This window comes from Bradyrhizobium sp. 40 (assembly GCF_023100925.1).
Lineage (GTDB): Bacteria > Pseudomonadota > Alphaproteobacteria > Rhizobiales > Xanthobacteraceae > Bradyrhizobium.
Window position 1 is genome coordinate 1,705,126 of sequence record NZ_CP064688.1, and the last position, 18,768, is coordinate 1,723,893.

The following is an 18,768-nucleotide window of genomic DNA, read 5'->3' on the forward strand; positions in this document are numbered from 1 at the left end:
TCGCCGTGGTCGTGAGAGCGCCGGGCGGTTCGACCCGTTCCTGCTCTCCGAAAGAAATCCCCATGACTGAATCTCTCGGCGGCGGCGCTGCCGCTGCGCCGCTCTCGATGCGTGCCGCTGCCACTATCACCTCCGCTGCGGTCAGGGCTGCGCGACAGCTCTTGACCAATCTCGAACGCGGCCAGCGCATCGATGCCGCAGTCCTCCGTGGCGCCATGGAGGCTGCTTTCGGCGCCTCGGACGCGGCCGGTGCCTGGAATTGGAAGACCGCCTATGACACCTGCGAGGCGGCCACCGTTCTATTCCTTCGCAAGTTCGGTCCGGCCATCCGGACCAAGGCTGGCTCAACGGCCGCGATGCTACCGATGCTCGCGAGAGTCGCCAGCCTCCTGCCCACCCATACGCGGCGTTCCGAGGACAGCCAGGCGCTTCAACAATTCTCGACGCCGATCCCGCTGGGCCTGGCCGCATGTACCGCAGCGGCCATCACACCTGCCGACCGCGTTTTGGAGCCTTCCGCAGGGACTGGCTTGCTCGCCATCTTCGCCGAGCTCGCCGGCGGCGCGCTGGTATTGAACGAGTTGGCTGAGGCTCGTGCAGCCGTGCTCGACCAACTGTTCGTCAACGCCGGGGTCACGCGGCTCGACGCCGCGCAGATCAACGACCACCTCGATGCAAGTGTCGCACCTAGTGTCGTCTTGATGAACCCGCCGTTCTCGGCGCTGGCGAACGTCGATCGACGAATGGCGGACGCGGCGCTTCGGCACATTGCGTCGGCCTTGGCGCGTCTATGCGACGGCGGTCGTCTGGTCGCCATTACCGGCGCGGGTTTTGCGCCGGACAATCCAGCGTGCACCGACGCCTTCGTTCGCCTTCAGGAGCGCGGGCGTGTTGTGTTTTCCGCCGCGATCGACGGCGCCGTCTACGCGAAGCACGGGACTCAGATCGACACAAGGCTGATTGTGATCGACAAGCAGCCCGCGGCCGACCCGAATGTTTTGCCGGCCTCGCTCGGCATCGCGGGCGATGTCGCTACCTTGCTCGACTGGGTGACCCAGCACGTGCCTCCGAGGTTGCCTGTTGCCGCTCCGGTCATGATCGACGTCGCCAGGCGCCCTGCGATGTCACGATCCTGTGGCGCCTCTGCACCATGCCAGACCTCTACTTTGAGCGGCGCCGCGCCAGAAGGCGTCGAACTTTCATACGAGACGGTCGAGTGGTCGCCGCCGGAGGGCGCCCGGCTCACCGATGCGCTCTATGAGGAATATGGCTTGCAGTCGATCCGTATTGCCGGCGCGCACGCGCATCCGACAAAGCTCGTGCAGTCGGCTGCAATGGCATCCGTCGCACCGCCAAGGCCTTCCTATCGGCCACACGTGCCGGGCAATCTCGTGGCTGATGGCACCTTGTCGGACGCCCAGCTTGAGAGTGTCATCTACGCTGGCGAAGCGCATTCCGAATTTCTCGCGGGCTCCTGGACGGTCGACGCGACCTTTGACGTTGTCGCGGCCGCGCGCGACGATGCAGAAAATGCCGTCCGCTTTCGCCGGGGCTGGTTTTTGGGTGACGGCACCGGCGCGGGCAAGGGACGCCAAGTCGCCGGTATCCTGCTCGACAACTGGCTCAAGGGCCGCCGCCGCGCGGTCTGGATCAGCAAATCCGACAAGCTGATCGAGGACGCGCAGCGCGACTGGGCCGCGCTCGGCCTGGAGCGGTTGCTCGTCACGCCGCTCTCACGTTTTCGCCAAGGTACGCCGATCAGGCTTTCGGAAGGCGTCCTATTCACCACCTACGCTACGCTGCGAACCGACGAGCGGGGCGACAAGCTTTCGCGCGTTCGGCAGATCGTCGAATGGTTGGGCTCCGAATTCGACGGAGTGATCGTCTTCGACGAGAGCCACGCGATGCAGAACGCGGCAGGCCAGAAGGGCGAGCGCGGCGACCAGGCAGCCTCTCAGCAGGGGCGTGCCGGCCTGAGGCTCCAGCACGCCTTGCCGAATGCCCGCGTCGTCTATGTCTCCGCAACCGGTGCCACGACGGTCCACAATCTCGCATATGCTCAGCGGCTGGGATTGTGGGGCGGCACCGACTTCCCGTTCGCCACCCGCGCCGACTTCGTCGAGGCGATCGAGGAGGGTGGCGTCGCGGCCATGGAAGTGCTGGCGCGCGACCTCAAGGCGCTTGGTCTCTACGCCGCCCGCTCGCTCTCTTACGAGGGCGTCGAGTATGATCTCGTCGAGCACCAGCTTACGCCAGAGCAGGTTCGCATTTACGACTCCTACGCCGGCGCGTTCAGCGTCATCCATAACAATCTCGATGCGGCCATGCGGGCGGCGAACATCACCGGCGAGGCCTGCACGCTGAACGGCCAGGCCAAATCGGCCGCGCGATCCGCTTTTGAGAGCGCCAAGCAGCGCTTCTTTGGTCACCTCCTGACCTCGATGAAGACGCCGTCGCTGATCCGCTCGATCGAACGCGATCTTGACGCCGGCCATGCCGCCGTCATCCAGATCGTTTCGACCTGCGCGGCATTGATGGAGCGTCGGCTCGCCGAGATTCCGACCGAGGAGTGGGGCGACGTTCAGGTCGACATCACACCGCGCGAGTATGTGCTCGACTATCTCGCCCATTCCTTTCCGGTCCAGCTCTACGAGCCCTTCACCGACCAGGAGGGCAATCTCTGCTCCCGGCCCGTCTATCGCGACGGCCAACCGGTCGAGAGCCGGGAGGCCGTTGCGCGCCGCGACCGCCTCGTCGAGAAGCTCGCTTCGCTGCCGCCGGTCCCAGGCGCGCTGGACCAAGTGATCCAGCGCTTCGGCACCGACATGGTCGCCGAGGTTACAGGTCGCTCACGCCGCATCGTTCGCAAGGACGACCGGCTGGTGGTCGATAACCGCGCCGGTTCGGCCAACCTCGCCGAGACTTCGGCCTTCATGGATGACGCCAAGCGGATCCTCGTGTTCTCCGACGCGGGCGGCACTGGCAGGAGCTACCATGCCGAGCTGTCGGCGCGGAATCGCCGCCTGCGGGTCCACTATTTGCTCGAACCCGGCTGGAAGGCCGACGCTGCGATCCAAGGGCTCGGCCGGACCAACCGGACCAACCAGGCGCAGCCGCCGCTGTTTCGCCCCATCGCAACCGACGTGAAGGCCGAAAAGCGCTTCTTGAGCACCATCGCGCGGCGGCTCGACACGTTGGGCGCCATCACGCGCGGCCAGCGCCAGACCGGAGGGCAGGGCCTGTTCCGGCCGGAGGACAATCTCGAAAGCCAGTACGGGCGTGATGCGTTGCGTCAGCTCTACACCCTGCTGGCGCGCGGCAAGGTCGAGGGCTGCTCGCTCGAGAGGTTCGAGGATGCGACCGGCCTGAAGCTGACGGACACCAATGGGCTCAGGGATGACTTGCCGCCGATCACGACGTTCCTGAACAGGTTGCTGGCGCTCCCGATCGATCTTCAGAACATCCTGTTCGCCGTCTTCGAACAGCTATTGACGGCTCGAATCGAAGGCGCCGTTGCCTCGGGCACCTATGACATCGGACTGGAAACGCTCCGCGCCGAGAGCTTTGCCGTCACCGACCGGCGGACGATCTACGTCCATCCCGGCACTGGCGCCGAGACCCGGCTTCTCACGATCACCCAGCGCCAGCGCAATCATCCAGTGAGCCTGAATGACGCCCTTGGTCGTCTTTCCGATCCACGCGCCATCCCGTTGATCAATTTGCGCTCCGGACGATCCGCGGTGCAGGTCCCAGCTCCGAGCTTCATGCTTGATGACGGCGAGATCGAGCAGCGCGTCCGCCTGATCCGGCCTATGGAGCATCATACCGCTCCCCTGAAGATGATGACGGAAAGCCATTGGGTCGAGGCGGACCGCAAACGCTTCACCGCGGCCTGGCTGGCGGCGCTTGCCGAGATCCCCGAGTTTACAGAAAGCACGATCCACGTCGTGGCCGGCTTGCTGCTTCCCATCTGGAAGCGGCTGCCGAACGAGTCGACCCGCGTCTATCGGCTGCAGACGGACGCGGGCGAGCGGATCATCGGCCGCAAGGTCTCGGCGATCTGGATCGCGAACGTCCTGGCGGCCGATGCGCCCGCGCTGACGCCGGACGCCGCCTTCGCCGCGTTGATGGAAGGACGGACCGTCCTCGAGCTTGCGGAGGGGCTCCAGCTTCGCCGTGTCCGGGTGATGGGCGCACACCGCATCGAACTCTCGGGCTTCAACGACACGATGCGCGATCGCTTGCGGGCTTACGGCCTCTTTGGAGAGATCATCTCCTGGAAACTGCGCATGTTTGTGCCCACGGATGCGAGCGGTGTCGAGATCCTGTCGAAGGTGCTCGACCGCTATCCGGTCGAGCGTGCCAGTGAGCGGGATGCAGCCTGATGCCCCGCGATGTTTCCGAACTGGCACGCCGCCTCGCGCGCGAGGCCGAGGCGGTGTGCCGACACTATCTCTCCAATGGGAAGCGGGAGGGGCGGTACTGGCTGGTTGGCGACGTCCACAACACCCCGGGCCGCTCGTTGTTTGTGCGGCTCAAGGATTCGCCGAAGGGGCCCGCCGGAAAATGGACCGATGCCGCAACTGGCGAACACGGTGATCTCCTCGACATCATTCGCGAAAGCCTAGGTTTGCGCGACTTCCGCGAAGTCGCCCAGGAGGCAGAGCGCTTTCTGAAGTTGCCTCGTATCGAGCCTGAATTGGTCTCGAAAGCCGATCGTCCAGCGATGCCAGCCGGATCCCAAGAGGCCGCCCGCCGGCTCTTTGCGATATCCAGCCCGATCCACGGGACCGTGGTTGAGACATATCTGCAGCGTCGCGGGATCGCCCGCGTACATCATGGTGGCAGCCTTCGCTTCCACCCACGCTGCTACTATCGTCCCGACGACAATTTGCCGACCGAAACCTGGCCGGCGATGATCGCTTGCGTCACGGATCTCGAAGGCAGGATCACCGGCGCACACCGCACCTGGCTCGATCCAGACGGCTTTGATCGCATTCGGCTCGGCAAGGCCCCGGTCGACACGCCACGACGCGCCATGGGCGACCTGCTCGGTAATGCGGTCCGCTTCGGCGCGGTAGCCGACGTGCTCGCTGCCGGCGAAGGTATCGAAACCATGCTGTCGCTTCGATGCGTGCTCCCGACTATGCCGATGGCCGCTGCGCTTTCGGCCAATCACCTCTCCGCCATGTTGCTGCCGTCTGGCCTGCGTCGTCTCTATATCGCCTGCGACGCCGACGCCGCCGGGGATATGATGCAGGCTATTCTGACCCATCGTGCAGCAGACGCCGGCATTGAAGCGATCACGCTATCGCCCCGGTTGGGCGACTTCAACGAGGATCTGCACATCTTCGGTCCGGATGCCCTCCGAACAGCCTTGCGGCTTCAGCTCGTGCCAGAGGACGTCGTTCGCTTTCTGGATTCCTCGATGGCGCTCGCACAATAGCTTCCCGCGTCCGATTCATGCTGCCAGGTCGGTCATAGCCGAGGCCAATACCGGAAAAGGACGCGACCTCGGCCTTCCAGAGGGCGATCGGACGGCAAGCGGCCCCGGCCGGCAATGTCTGCGTCCGGCTATTTTCCGCCGCGCGCCGGCGATGTGAGGGCACATCATACGTTTGGCCAACGCGCTTTGCATCGCGAAGCAAAATAGCCGGCCTCCGCCATCCTCCGCTGTCGCTTCGGCCCTGTCGGGTTCTGGCCGTTCCGCCTGCCGTCAGAGGATCGCCACGAAGGCCGCGATGGTCGCGGTCGATCCCGCAAAGGACCTTTTCACATGACCGACCATGACGACATCGAACCGCCGCATGCCTCGTCTCCGACCGACCATGTCCTCACGGAACTACAGCTCTTCGGCTACCGTCCCTTCGACGACCAGCCCGATCCACGGCCGCTTCCGGAGGGCAAGATGATCGTCGGCGCCGTGGTCGATATCTTCGACGCCCTTGTTGCGACCCTGAACGACACGCGGCTTGAACCGGACCTTGACGATCTGCTCTGGTCGACAGTCAACCTGTTCCATCGTGCCGTCGACCGCATCGAACGCCAGCTCGACGAAAACGAGCAGGCGCAACACAAGAGCCAGCGCGAGCAGAACGGCTCGGAAGTGCGATCGGTCGAACTCGAGCGCCTGACGGCCGAAGGCATCACGCTGATCGAGCGCCGCAACTGCCTGGAACTGTTCCGGGATCAGGCCATCGAGCGATTTGAGGTCCATACCGGTTCGTCCTGGCGTCCGCGGTCGGGATCACTGGTCAACCACCGCACGCTCACCGCGGCAATGATCGACTCCCGCGACTTCATCGCAGCGAAACGCCGCGCTGAGACTGAGGTCATGTTGCCGGCAGGGCCGAAGATCGCGCTCACCGGTGGGCTCGACTTCAACGACCACAACCTCGTTTGGGATCGACTCGACAAGGTGCACGCCAAGCATCCCGACATGGTCCTGCTCCATGGCGGATCTCCGAAAGGCGCCGAACTGATCGCCTCGAAGTGGGCGACCAGTCGCAAGGTGCCACAGATCGCCTTCAAGCCCGACTGGACCAAGCACGCCAAGGCGGCACCGTTCAAGCGCAACGATGCGCTGCTCGAGCTTCTGCCGATCGGCGTCATGCACTTCCCAGGCACGGGAATTCAGGACAACCTTGCCGACAAGGCAAAGCGGCTCGGCATTCCCGTCTGGAAGTTCGGCGGCGCGTAAGCGCCGTCACCTCGAAGACGCCAAGGCGGAGTTGCACGCCGCAACTTCGCCTCGTTTCGATTTTACGTCCGAAGCCGCGCCGCGGTGGTGGTGGAGGGCGCGACCAGTACGTTATGCATTGGAGCCACCGCCATGCTTGCCCTTGGGCTTGTCCTCAACACACTTGGTATTGGGTTGTTCTGCTGGCTGATCTTTGCGCTGGCGATCTATGCGCTGCCGTTTTTCGTCGCACTCAGTGTCGGGATGTTGGCATTTCGCGATGGCGTGGGCGTCGTCGGTGCACTGCTTAGTGGAATTGTTTCTGGCGCGCTGACGCTTGCCGTCGGTCAGGTCGCCGTCGCGGTCAGTCGGTCCCGGACTTTGCGTATCGCGATCGCAACCGCGTTCGCCGTCCCTGCGGCAATCGCTGGCTATCATGTGGTGTTTGCCCTGTCGCAGATAGGTGTTCCTTCGCTGGCTTGGCGCGAGGCCCTCGCTTGCCTCGGTGCAGTTTGCATCGGCGGCACGGCATGGACGCGCTCGACCGTTTTCGCGGAGACGCGTCCGTTGGAGTCGGCCGGGATGGCGGAGAATATGCCTCAGCCAGCTCTCACAGCCGCCACGCACGAGTGATGACGCTTCGTCGCCATCATCGGTCGAGCAAGGTCGCACAGGGCGCCACGTTGAACGAGGGGTCATCGAGCTTGAGCAAGAAGTAACCGCGCTTCTCCTCGGAGCACTTTAAGCAAGCCTTAGCAATCTCTGTCTGACCCGATAGCTGCTGTGGGTCGCCGCGCCGCGCTCGATCATTCCTTCCGGGACGATATCGCCCTTTGTGGCAGATTGTTTCTCTTTCTGCGCCGAACCGTTTCGACCTCTTGTGCAGTTCAACCGAGCTTCGCCAAGTCTTCTCCTTAAGATTGCGGTTCAGCACGCGGACGCACGTGGCCTCTTTGATGGCTTGATCTGGCCGAAGACCGGCTGCGCCTCGATCGTCTGAGCCGCAACGCCGTTGATGCGACTTTCTTCCCCTGGGCTTACGCCCATTCCTCGCGAGGCAAGAAAGTCGCAACAACGGCGTCCTCCGCTGCGCTCCGGCCCGCAAGCGGGTGCGTCGCCAATCGTCCTCGGCCTCTAGATCGCCATCGAGGCCGCGGTGGTCGCGAGCTCGAAACACAACAGGAGAAGTGACATGGCTAACATCGGTTCTTTCAAGAAAGTCGGCAACGATTTCCAGGGCGAGATTGTCACCCTGAGCCTGCAAGCCAAGGGCGTCCGTATCGTCGCCGAGACCAACCGCTCCAACGACAACGCTCCCAGCCATCGAATCTACGTGGGCCGCGCGGAGATCGGGGCGGCCTGGTCAAAGCGCTCCGAGGAGGGCCGCGATTACCTCTCGCTCAAGCTCGACGATCCCTCGTTCAACGCGCCGATCTACGCCAACCTGTTCGACGACGAAGGCGGGGAGGGCTACACGCTCCTCTGGTCGCGGCCGCGGAAGAGCGGCGAGTAGATGCTCCGTCAAGCCCCGTCCGGTCCGCCGGGCGGGGCTTCTCACAATGCCTGCTCCGGTCCGTCGAGATCAGCTTTCCGTGCTCGCCCCCCTGATGCGCCACGGCAGAAGCTGTGGATCGGATCGGCCGAGGTGATGCATGTCAGTATGCGGCGCTCGCTGGGCCTAAGGCGAACACGGAGGCGCCATCGACGCGACGCTTCGTCGAAGTCCAAATCGAAGTGGATCGCTCTGACCTAACTGCCACGGAAAGTGATATGCTGGCGCTTGCTTGAACGAACAGGAATTGTCTTAGTTGATTGTCCGAAGACCATGTGTAGATGAGCTGGGAGGCCTCTCGGATCTTTGCCTCAGATCCAAGGCTGTGTGGGGCTATGATCAAGCGTTTCTTGAAGCGTGTCGGAGGGAGCTGTCTCTCGGCCGGCGCGACCTTGAAGAGACCCTAGTCGCTGTTGCCGAACAGAATGGAGAAATTGTTGGAGTCGTGCAGGTCAAAGTGAGTTCCGGAGAAGCTGAATTGCTGAAGCTTTTCATCGAGCCGCACGCACTCCGAAACGGCACAGGGAGGATGCTCTTTGCTTGGGCGGCGGAGGTCTCCAGGAACGAGGGCGCAACCCGAATGGTTATTGAGGCCGATCCCGACGCGGCGCCGTTCTATAGTAAATTGGGAGCACGTGCCACTGGCGAGGTTCCGTCCGGCTCCATACCTGGCAGACTGCTGCCTAGGCTGACGTTCGATCTCTAGCCACATACGTGCGCGGCGGGCGCAGTTCACCTCTTATTGCGCTCTGAATAGATCAGAGCCGAGTCAGCGTGCAGCAACTACTTGCTCTTAGGGCTGGGACGAATCCGTTTCCGGCCCTTGGCTAACGGCTTTGGCGTGGCGGCTCCCTTGGGCGGCTCAAGAAAGAATTCTGACAGCCGAACATCCAGTGTTTCCGCCAGTCGCTCCAGTAGATCAATAGTTGGATTCTCGGTTTGTCGCTCCAAGCCGCTCATATATGAGCGATCGATCTCAGCATCATATGCCAATTGCTCTTGCGGAATACCGCGAGCGACGCGGATTCGGCGGACGTTCCAGGCCACGAGCGCACGAGCTTTCATGCGCAAAAGCAGCCATCGTGTAGACCATCAAACCACTGGCTATAACCAATCTATTCAGATAGTTTGGTCCTTGTTTCAATGGAATGCCGCCAATAGATATGAATGGGCCGCCATTAGATCCTGACGTTGCGGATGTCGCGCCGAACGAGCCGGCGCTGACAGCCTATGACGAACAGCATGTCGTCACGTACATTCGCCTTCTGCAGGCGGAAGGCGAGGGAGCGGATTGGCGAGAAGTGGCTCGAGTGGTCTTGCACATCGACCCTGAGCGAGAGCCCGACCGCGCGCAGACTGCATATCAGAGTCATCTTGTACGCGCTAAATGGCTGACCGAGCAGGGGCGTCTCTTACGCAGCGCCGGCTCAACATAGAAGAAAATCGCCGACCGCGACTTGCCGGCAGAACTATTTTCTTCCGCTAACTGGTGGTCATTCCAGTGCACCACGTGGTGCCAAAGTAGGGGCTTCCTACAACCGCCTCGTTCATACCTATTGCGCCGCAATCCTTGTTAGCTGTGTGCAATGGGGCGGAAGCAATGCCTGAATTCGACTGGCGGTCGCCGGAATCCTACAAGAGCCTGCAAGACGCCGAAATCACCGACATCGCCTGGGAATGTCTTCGTCGTAATGCGGACTACCGACGCGATTATGAAGCGATGATCGCTAGCAGCCCAGATGGCAAAGCGACTGCCGAGTTCAGGAGGAGGTGGGGCATCTGCTTTCGCCCATGACCCGCAGCGGTCCTTCGACGAGCAGATCATCTTTTGGGCGCCTGAGGTTCTAACGACCGTCGTTGCAGTCACGGTCGCGTCGACCACCGATCGCAATTCGGCCGCTGGGCCACTGCTCGACCTTACAGCGGGGCAGGTGCGGCGCGCCGCCGACGGCTGGCATATCGTGCTGCGCATCGGGGCCACGGATCACCGTGTCTGGTCCAAAGAACCTCCCGTGGTCGGCGCGTCATACGCAGCCGAATTGCCGTTTAACGGCGATTTGGAAGCGCGCGCCTATGCAGCCCGGCGGCTGTGGCGCGCGATGAATGGACGCGCGCCGGGTCCTGCCTTTCATAAGTTATCCAAGCAGCGGCGCGAGCGCCTGAGCGCCGCTATCCGCGCGCTTGATGCGCATAGTGCTGGCGGCAGCTATCGCATGACCGCCGAAGCCCTGTTCGGCAAAAAGCGCATCCCTGATCGCGCCTGGAAGACGCACGATTTGCGCAATCGAACGGTGCGCCTGGTGCAGGGCGGCCTCGCGTTGGTGCGCGGAGGCTACCGCAAACTTCTGCGGCCTGGCCGCAGGGACAAGTAGCCCCTCGGCCGAGGGGTATCAAAAATCGTACCCCCGATATTCGGCATCCCCCTCCGAGATCCTGCTCCTCCATGATGACCGCACACACGCCGGCCTAGCCAAGCGTAGTGCGCTGTCCTCCTGGAGTTCTCAAATGCCCGATCCGATGGCCGGTCTTCCCCCGCGATTCCTGCGCACACCTGAGGCCGCGCGCTATCTTGGCCTCTCGGGTCGAACGCTTGAGAAGCACCGGACGTACGGCACCGGGCCGACGTATCGGAAGATTGGCGGACGTGTCGTCTACGCCCTGGATGACCTGAAAGCGTGGGCCGACCGGGGCGCCAAGACGTCGACGTCCGACCCCGGCAAGGGAACGGTGTTGCCGGCCAAGAAGCATCCCGCGCTGCGCCCTTATGCCGGCCAGGAACGTCGCTGATTGCCGCGTGAGAGCAGTGACCATGCGGCGCAAACACCATTCCGAGCGCGATCAGCTTGAGCTTTTTCGGGCGCTGCCCGGCGATCTCGCACCGCGAGACGCGCAGGATCTGATGGCTTACCCGTTCTTCTCGCTTGCAAAAACGAAGCGGATTGTACCGATCGATTTCCGCGCTGGTGCGATCGCAATTCGCGTTGAAGCCGTGCCGGAACATGGCATGGCAACCATCTGGGATGCAGACGTTTTGATCTGGGCCGCGTCCCAGATCATCGAAGCACGTGACGCTGGCCTGAAGACGTCGCGCCTGATGGCTGCAACGCCTTACGAAATACTGACGTTTGTCGGCCGCGGCACCAGCGCGCGCGACTATGACCGGCTGAAGGCGGGTCTCGACAGGTTGCAGTCAACGACCGTGCTGACGTCGATCCGTCAGCCGGCAGAACGACGGCGGCATCGCTTCTCCTGGATCAACGAGTGGAAGGAGACTGCCGACGCAAATGGTCGCCCATTTGGGCTCGAGCTGATTTTGCCGGATTGGTTCTATTCGGGCGTCATCGATGATGCACTCGTGCTGACGATTGATCGCGCGTATTTTGATCTGATGGGCGGACTTGAGCGTTGGCTCTACCGGCTCGTGCGCAAGCATGGCGGGCGTCAGGATGGCGGCTGGAGCTTTGATCTTGTGCACCTCCATGCCAAGTCCGGCATCCTCTCGCCGCTCAAGCATTTTGCTTACGACGTACGGCAGATCGTCCAGCGTCAGACATTGCCAGGTTATCAGCTCGTGCTCTCGCGCGATCCGAACGGCATCGAGCGGCTGAACTTCGCACCAACGCCTGTTGATCCCTTAACGGCACGCCTGCGCCGCCGCCGTCTTATTCCAAAATCGGAGGACAACCTGTGAATCAGCTCGTGCTATCGGGGACCGCAATCCTCGTGCTATCGGGGACCCGATCCTCGTGCTATCGGGGACCGGAATCGAGCTTAAGAGCTTGTTTCTGCGCGCTTTCCAGCCGCTCTAACTTTACTAACCAGAAATCCTTCGGATTTCTTCTAACGGACCAGGCCAGGAACTGCATCGCAGGCGACTGGCAACCGCGGGCCGTCAATCCTCCTTATCGGCGGAAGCCGTGCAGGTGCTTCACTGCCGCCAATGCTTACGGATCCCCATTCCCGTCTTCGGGAGCGGCGGCATGAGCGATCTTACCGAAGTGGAAGTGCTTTGGCTCGAGAAGCGGATCGAAAACCGCATTCGATTCGGCCGCATCGTCGAGGAACGGAAGCTTGATCGTCAGCGGCGTGTCCTGTCATTTGCGCCCGGCAGCATCTTTGCCTTCGTCCGTTGGACCTCCAACGACTTTGGCACGATCATTTCGCGGATCGACATCCTGCGCGCGGTTGCGCCGGGACAGCGCTGCTCGACCGTGCCGTATGTGACACCCGGTGGAGAGATTTTGCTGCGGCTCTCCGGCTGGCCGAAGGTCGAACGGGTTCTGCAGATGGTCGATGCCGTTGAGGCGCTCGGCATCGATCCCGCTGACGTCGCGCCTGATCATTGGCATCACGTTCACAACCGTTTGTCCGTCAACGAGAACCCGCGTCAATATACGAAAGCGCGTCACCAGGCCTGGCTTCACCGTCAGAGGGTGATGCGATGACGGGTCGACTGAGGACACTGGCCGCAACGTTTGGGGCCGCTGCTGCGCTCGTCGCGACGATCGCCATCGAGCCACTCCCGCTCTACATCTGGAATGCATCCGCGAGTGTGCCGATCGGTCTTTATCGCCTGCGGACAGCCGAACGCTACCATGTCACCGAATTGGTCGCGGTGCAGCCGCCGGAGCCGCTTGCGACCTTCCTCGACCTTAACGGCTATCTGCCCATTGGCGTCCCCATGCTGAAGCGCGTGCTCGCCCTGCCGGGGCAGAGTGTTTGCAGAACTGGCCTCACGATTTCGGTCGACGACATTGCAATGGGCGAGGCGCGGGACCGCGACGGACGCGGGCGGCCACTGCCGAAATGGCAGGGCTGCCGCGTCGTCGACGATGGCGAGCTCTTTCTCATGAACTGGCAGTCTCAAGACTCTCTTGATGGCCGATATTTTGGATTCTTGCCGGCGTCGGCAGTGATCGGCCGTGCGCTGCCCGTGTGGACGTGGGAGGAGTGATCGTGCGTCTTCCACGCTCTTATCCCGCCATTTCTCTGTTCGATCGCTCGCGGGACCATTCCTCCGTCCGGACCAACGCTTGCAGGGCCGACGCGCGCCGCGGCAGTCCTGGGCGGCCGCATAGTCGGCGCGAAGCGGTTTTGCCCTGGACGGGCGGGCGCACGACGGCATGCTTGGCTCGGTCGGGCGTACGTGTTTGGGCTGTCGTGTCGCTGCTGCTCATTTTCGCTGCGTCGGACAGTGCTGCTCTGGCCGAGAGCGGGTCGGCGTCGGTTCAAGCGGTCGCTCGGGCAAGCAACCCGTTTGCGGCTTTCGTCGACGAAGCCTCGAAGCGTTTTGCAATTCCGGTGACCTGGATCGGTTCGGTCATTAACGTCGAAAGCGCTAGAGACGTGCACGCCAAGTCGCCAAAAAGCGCAATGGGCCTGATGCAGATCATGCCGGCGACTTGGGCGGAATTTCGCGAGCGCTACAATCTCGGGAACGACCCCTACGACCCGCACGACAACATTCTGGCCGGGACGGCGTACTTGCGCGAACTGCTCGACCGGTATGGCTCGCCAGGCGTGTTTGCCGCGTACAACGCGGGACCATCTCGCTATGAAGAGCATCTCGCAGGCGGCTCTCTGCCAGAGGAGACGCGAGTATATGTCGCAAAGCTTGCAAATCTGCTTGCCAGCGAACTGCCGCCGGGATGGACGTCCAGCGGACAGTCATCAGCAGCTTCAACGCTATTCGTCACGCGACCCGATCTCATGAAAACGCGCCATCGGTTGCTGGCGCTCATGCCGTCGAGCGGTGTCACGACCGCAATTTCGGCGCCTGACGTCTTGCCCATGGTCCCCCGGCCTATTGGCGTGTTCGTCCCTCGATTGGATTCAGGAGCATCGCAATGATCAAGTGTGCGGCTTCGCAACCTGGTTGCGTATGGGCGATGCCTTCGGCCCGCGCTCTACTCGTCGCTTCGCTCCTCACCGAGCCACCCTTCGGGTGTCTCGGCCCTTCGGGTAACGATCGCTATCGCAAGCGCTCAGAAGCAGTGAGGGCTACGCGAGCACCGAGTTGGCTCGGAGGTTGGGCCGCGGGAATCTGCGGCCGGGAAACCACGACGGCAGGACGGCGAGATAAAAGGGGCTCGCCGGGCGAACCGCAAGCCATTGGCATGGCTTGGGTTCTACCGTGCCGGTCGGTCGGGGCGCGTGCCGCGCCTTGCATTTTGAACAATGCAATCAAGGACAATTTCGGCACTGTAGGTGCTTTCGCTCGCTTGGAGGTCCGGCCATGACCATGGGCGACAGCGACCTACGTATTCGGCCCGGGCGCATCCGCAGCACCCGCGCGCCGAAGCCGAAGAGCTTCATCAACCAGGTGCTACGTGCCGCGAAGAAAGCCGGTCACACCTCTGGACAGGCCGCGGCTGGCAGGCGTTCTGTTGCCTATGGGCGCTCCACGTTTGGCCGCGGGCGCCTCGCCTTTAGCCGCGCCAGATTGTTCAGCCCGACACGGCGCGTTGTGGTGAAGGCGCGTGTTGTTCGGCATAAAGGGCGAGCCTTCCGTTCCGCACCAATGACCGCCCATCTCTCGTACCTGAAGCGTGACGGCGTGACTCGAAGCGGCGAGAAAGCCGAGATGTTCGATGAGGGCTGCGACCGTGCCGATAGCGCGGCCTTTGCAGAACGGTGCAAGGACGATCGCCATCATTTCAGGTTCATCGTCTCGCCAGAGGACGCCGGCGAGATGACCGACCTGAAGGCGTTCACCCGGGATCTCGCCAGGCAGATGGAAACCGACCTCGGCACGCGGCTCGACTGGGTGGCTGTCGATCATTGGAATACCGACAACCCTCACGTCCATCTGCTCGTTCGGGGAGTAGATCAGGAAGGCGGAGATCTCGTGATTTCCCGTGACTACATCAGCCAGGGCCTGCGCTCCCGCGCCGAGGAACTGGTCGCCATCGAACTGGGTCCAAAGCCTGAGCACGAGATCCGCAATTCGCTGGAGAGGGAGTGTTCGGCTGAACGATGGACGCGGCTCGATCGGGAGATCCGGCTGGCGGCAGATGACACCGGCTACATCGATCTTCGCCCCGAGAATCCCGGCAAGTCTGATCCCGAGATCCGGCGCCTGATGGTCGGTCGCCTTCAACATCTGGAGAAGATGGGTCTTGCCGCATCCAGCGCACCAGGGGAATGGATGGTCGGGCTCGAGGCCGAGCGCAGATTGCGCGACCTCGGCATGCGGGGCGACATCATCAAGACCATGCACCGTGCCTTCACCGAGCGAGGGGAAGCGCGCGGCGTTGCCGACTTCGTCATCGAAGGTGGACAGCTTTCGTCCCAGATCATCGGGCGGCTGGTCGACCGGGGATTGCACGATGAGCTGACGGGTGAGGCTTATGCCCTGATCGACGGAACAGATGGACGCGCGCACCACGTTCGCTTCCGTGGGGTCGAGGCCTTCGAACATGCACCGCCGATCGGCGGAATCGTCGAAGTCCGACGCTTCAGTCAAACCCGCGATCCGCGGCCGACCGTGGTGCTCGCGACCCGTTCGGATCTCGATCTCGGTGGGCAGGTCACGGCTAAAGGAGCGACCTGGCTCGACCATAGATTGGTTGAACGCGACCCCATGCCGCTCGCCATGGGCGGATTCGGCCGCGAGACCCGCGACGCCATGGAAGCCCGCACCGAGCATCTGATCCAGGAGCGCCTGGCGCGGCGGCAGGGCCAACGCATCATCTTGCAGCGCGACCTGCTGGACACGTTGCGCCGACGTGAACTGGACGAGGTAGCCGAAAAAGTCTCGGCCGTCACCGGCTTGCCTTACGTGAAGGGGGCCTCCGGGGAGCATGTGGCAGGTGCGTATCGCGAGCGCCTGACGCTCTCCTCGGGGCGCTTCGCCATGATCGATAACGGGCTGGGTTTCCAACTCGTGCCCTGGTCGCGCGAGCTCGAGAAGAGGCTTGGTCAACACGTCACCGGCGTGATGAAGGACGGCGGCGGTATCGAATGGGGCTTTGGTCGAAAGCGCGACCTCGGCCTCTAGCTATCTCACCAGTATGGAAGGTTGGTCGATGTCCGGAACCAAGATTCTCTGGGGTCAGGTGATCGTTGTCGGGCTGATCGTTTTGCTGGCCATCTGGGGCGCGACCGAGTGGACGGCGTGGCGGCTCGCCTGGCAGCCGGAGCTTGGGCGGCCCTGGTTCGAACTGGCCGGCTTCAAGATCTATTACCCGCCGGTCTTCTTCTGGTGGTGGTTCGTCTTTGATGCCTATGCGCCCCAGGTCTTTGTCGAGGGCGCCTTCATCGCGGCGTCGGGGACATTCATTTCGATCGCGGCGGCGATCGGCATGTCCGTCTGGCGGGCGCGGGAGGCCAACAACGTTGAGACCTATGGCTCGGCGCGCTGGGCCGATGCGGAGGAGGTTCGAGCAGCCGGACTTCTCGGTCTGGATGGGGTGGTGCTGGGTAAGCTCGACCAGGACTACCTTCGGCACAACGGACCGGAGCATGTGCTGTGCTTTGCGCCCACGCGGTCCGGCAAGGGTGTTGGCCTTGTTGTCCCTTCGTTGCTGGCCTGGCCGGGATCGGCCATCGTTCACGACATCAAGGGCGAGAACTGGCAGCTGACCGCGGGCTTTCGCGCGCGACACGGCCGCGTTCTCTTGTTCGATCCGACCAACCCGAAGTCTTCAGCCTATAATCCGTTGCTCGAGGTTCGGCGCGGGGAATGGGAGGTTCGCGACGTCCAGAACGTCGCCGACGTCCTGGTCGACCCCGAGGGCTCCCTCGATAAGCGCAACCATTGGGAGAAGACCAGTCATTCGCTCTTGGTCGGAGCCATACTCCATGTCCTCTATGCCGAGGCCGACAAGACCCTGGCCGGTGTCGCCGCCTTTCTTTCCGACCCGAAGCGGCCGATCGAAGCGACGCTGAAGGCGATGATGACCACCGCGCATCTTGGCGAGCAGGGTGCTCATCCCGTGGTCGCCTCGACCGCGCGCGAGCTCCTCAACAAATCCGAGAACGAACGCTCTGGAGTCCTGTCCACTGCGATGTCGTTCCTCGGGCTGTACCGTGATCCCGTCGTGGCCCAGGTGACTCGCCGCTGCGACTGGCGGATTGTGGATCTGATCGCAGATAGCCGTCCGACGACGCTCTATCTGGTGGTGCCGCCTTCCGATATCTCGCGGACCAAACCACTTATCCGTCTGGTGCTGAACCAGATTGGCCGCCGCCTGACCGAGGAGTTGCACGCCCCCGATCGCCGGCATCGCGTTCTGATGATGCTTGACGAATTCCCGGCACTTGGGCGGCTTGATTTCTTCGAGTCCGCCCTCGCTTTCATGGCGGGGTACGGCATCAAGAGTTTCCTGATCGCGCAGTCGCTCAACCAGATCGAAAAGGCCTATGGGGCTAACAACGCGATCCTCGACAACTGCCACGTCCGAGTCAGCTTCGCGACCAATGACGAGCGGACCGCGAAGCGCGTGTCCGATGCGCTGGGTACAGCGACCGAGATGAGGGCTATGAAGAACTATGCCGGTCACAGATTGAATCCCTGGCTGGGGCATCTCATGGTCTCACGGCAGGAGACGGCGAGGCCGCTGCTGACCCCCGGCGAGGTCATGCAGCTTCCGCCGGTGGATGAGATCGTCATGGTGGCGGGCACGCCGCCGATCCGGGCGAAGAAGGTTCGCTACTACGAAGATCGGCGTTTTACCGAGCGGGTGCTGCCGCCGCCCGATCCTGCGGCCGCCGGCCGGTCATCGCGAACGGACGGATGGTCAGCGCTCGGGATGCCAAAGCGGACCGGGAAGCCAACTGACAATGCCGTCGAGGCCGAGGAAGACACCGCGAACAGCGGGCTCCGTCGTGAGCCCGAACTCCCCGATCACGTCGCGATTGCCAACGAGACGACCGAGCCGACGCCGGCAGAAGAGTTTGCCGTCGTGCTTGACGACGACGAGGACGCGGTCCGCCAGTCTCGGCTTATACGTCAGCAGATGCGCGGCGTCGCTCGTCAGGTCGTCATGGATCCGAGCGACGGTATCGACCTGTGAGGCAATTATGCGCGACCGGATGAACGTGTATTTCCCGCCGGACCTTTTGAAGCAGATCTCGGATCTCGCCGATCGCAAGAAGCTTTCCCGATCTGCGATCGTGGAAGCGGCTGTTGCTTCATTTTTATCGCCCGACGGAGAGGACAGGCGGGAAGCCGCATTTGCCCGTCGCCTGGACCGGCTATCTCGTCAAATGCAGCGGCTGGAGCGTGACGTTGGTTTGACGGCTGAGACCCTGGCACTGTTCATCCGCTTCTGGCTGACGATTACGCCCCCGTTGCCCAATGATGCGCAGGCGGCCGCGCAGGCAAAGGGCAGGGAGCGCTTTGAAGGATTCGTCGAGGCACTCGGACGCCGGCTGCAGAAAGGGCAGAGCTTTCTGCGTGAGATTCCAGAGGACATCGTTCGTCAGGAGCCGACAGGCAAAGTTGATTGAAAACCGGCGGCAGCGATTTCCCCGGTCTTTCTTTTTCCACGCCAGCCTGCGAGTTCACCAATTTAGCCGACGTGACGAGAAGCTG

The 18,768-nt window shown here is 62.7% G+C and carries 17 protein-coding genes; 16 read left to right on the top strand and 1 reads right to left on the bottom strand.

Annotated features, from left to right (window positions below):
• Window positions 1-62: 62 nt before the first annotated feature.
• From IVB40_RS08150 to IVB40_RS08170, 5 genes are all read left to right on the top strand, one after another.
• The gene (locus IVB40_RS08150) at window positions 63-4,385 is read left to right on the top strand and encodes a strawberry notch-like NTP hydrolase domain-containing protein (RefSeq protein ID WP_247818572.1); all 4,323 of its coding nucleotides are present in this window, start codon (window positions 63-65) and stop codon (window positions 4,383-4,385) included.
• On the top strand, window positions 4,385-5,446 hold the full coding sequence (locus tag IVB40_RS08155) for a toprim domain-containing protein (protein WP_247818573.1): 1,062 nt from the start codon (window positions 4,385-4,387) through the stop codon (window positions 5,444-5,446). Before IVB40_RS08150 ends, IVB40_RS08155 begins: the two co-directional genes overlap by 1 nt.
• Window positions 5,447-5,776: 330 nt before the next feature.
• On the top strand, window positions 5,777-6,700 hold the full coding sequence (locus IVB40_RS08160) for a DUF2493 domain-containing protein (protein WP_247818574.1): 924 nt from the start codon (window positions 5,777-5,779) through the stop codon (window positions 6,698-6,700).
• Between the two features lie 132 nt (window positions 6,701-6,832).
• Window positions 6,833-7,312, top strand: a complete 480-nt coding sequence (locus IVB40_RS08165) for a hypothetical protein (protein WP_247818575.1) — start codon at window positions 6,833-6,835, stop codon at window positions 7,310-7,312.
• Window positions 7,313-7,871: 559 nt separating this feature from the next.
• On the top strand, window positions 7,872-8,192 hold the full coding sequence (locus IVB40_RS08170; protein WP_027562526.1) for a DUF736 domain-containing protein: 321 nt from the start codon (window positions 7,872-7,874) through the stop codon (window positions 8,190-8,192).
• 822 nt (window positions 8,193-9,014) lie between these two features.
• Here IVB40_RS08170 and IVB40_RS08175 read toward each other — a convergent pair.
• A complete protein-coding gene (locus tag IVB40_RS08175) occupies window positions 9,015-9,296 on the bottom strand; it encodes a helix-turn-helix transcriptional regulator (protein WP_247818576.1) in 282 nt (93 codons plus the stop codon).
• A 98-nt stretch (window positions 9,297-9,394) separates the two neighbouring features.
• Here IVB40_RS08175 and IVB40_RS08180 point away from each other — a divergent pair, with 98 nt between their 5' ends.
• The 11 genes from IVB40_RS08180 (at window position 9,395) to IVB40_RS08230 (ending at window position 18,683) form a co-directional block, all read left to right on the top strand.
• Entirely contained in the window at window positions 9,395-9,667 is a 273-nt protein-coding gene (locus tag IVB40_RS08180) for a DUF2285 domain-containing protein (protein ID WP_247818577.1), read from the top strand.
• Between the two features lie 164 nt (window positions 9,668-9,831).
• A complete protein-coding gene (locus IVB40_RS08185; RefSeq protein WP_247818578.1) occupies window positions 9,832-10,026 on the top strand; it encodes a DUF6499 domain-containing protein in 195 nt (64 codons plus the stop codon).
• Entirely contained in the window at window positions 9,971-10,603 is a 633-nt protein-coding gene (locus IVB40_RS08190) for a DUF2285 domain-containing protein (RefSeq protein WP_247818579.1), read from the top strand. Before IVB40_RS08185 ends, IVB40_RS08190 begins: the two co-directional genes overlap by 56 nt.
• Before the next feature lie 133 nt (window positions 10,604-10,736).
• A complete protein-coding gene (locus IVB40_RS08195) occupies window positions 10,737-11,018 on the top strand; it encodes a helix-turn-helix domain-containing protein (protein ID WP_200498869.1) in 282 nt (93 codons plus the stop codon).
• Between the two features lie 22 nt (window positions 11,019-11,040).
• Window positions 11,041-11,922: a replication initiator protein A gene (locus tag IVB40_RS08200; protein ID WP_247818580.1), complete on the top strand. Its 882-nt coding sequence runs from the start codon at window positions 11,041-11,043 to the stop codon at window positions 11,920-11,922.
• Window positions 11,923-12,211: 289 nt separating this feature from the next.
• Window positions 12,212-12,676 (top strand): DUF2840 domain-containing protein, encoded by a 465-nt coding sequence (locus IVB40_RS08205; protein ID WP_247819503.1) that lies wholly within the window; start codon window positions 12,212-12,214, stop codon window positions 12,674-12,676.
• Complete coding sequence (locus IVB40_RS08210; protein WP_247818581.1) at window positions 12,673-13,185, top strand: S26 family signal peptidase; 513 nt, start codon at window positions 12,673-12,675, stop codon at window positions 13,183-13,185. Before IVB40_RS08205 ends, IVB40_RS08210 begins: the two co-directional genes overlap by 4 nt.
• A 206-nt stretch (window positions 13,186-13,391) precedes the next feature.
• A complete protein-coding gene (locus tag IVB40_RS08215; protein WP_247818582.1) occupies window positions 13,392-14,081 on the top strand; it encodes a lytic transglycosylase domain-containing protein in 690 nt (229 codons plus the stop codon).
• Between the two features lie 385 nt (window positions 14,082-14,466).
• Window positions 14,467-16,230 carry a DUF3363 domain-containing protein gene (locus tag IVB40_RS08220; RefSeq protein ID WP_247818583.1) on the top strand — a complete coding sequence of 588 codons (1,764 nt, stop codon included), beginning with the start codon at window positions 14,467-14,469 and terminating at the stop codon, window positions 16,228-16,230.
• A 28-nt stretch (window positions 16,231-16,258) separates the two neighbouring features.
• The gene (locus tag IVB40_RS08225) at window positions 16,259-18,247 is read left to right on the top strand and encodes a conjugal transfer protein TraG (RefSeq protein ID WP_247818584.1); all 1,989 of its coding nucleotides are present in this window, start codon (window positions 16,259-16,261) and stop codon (window positions 18,245-18,247) included.
• A 7-nt stretch (window positions 18,248-18,254) separates the two neighbouring features.
• Window positions 18,255-18,683 (top strand): CopG family transcriptional regulator, encoded by a 429-nt coding sequence (locus IVB40_RS08230; protein WP_247818585.1) that lies wholly within the window; start codon window positions 18,255-18,257, stop codon window positions 18,681-18,683.
• Window positions 18,684-18,768: the final 85 nt, after the last annotated feature.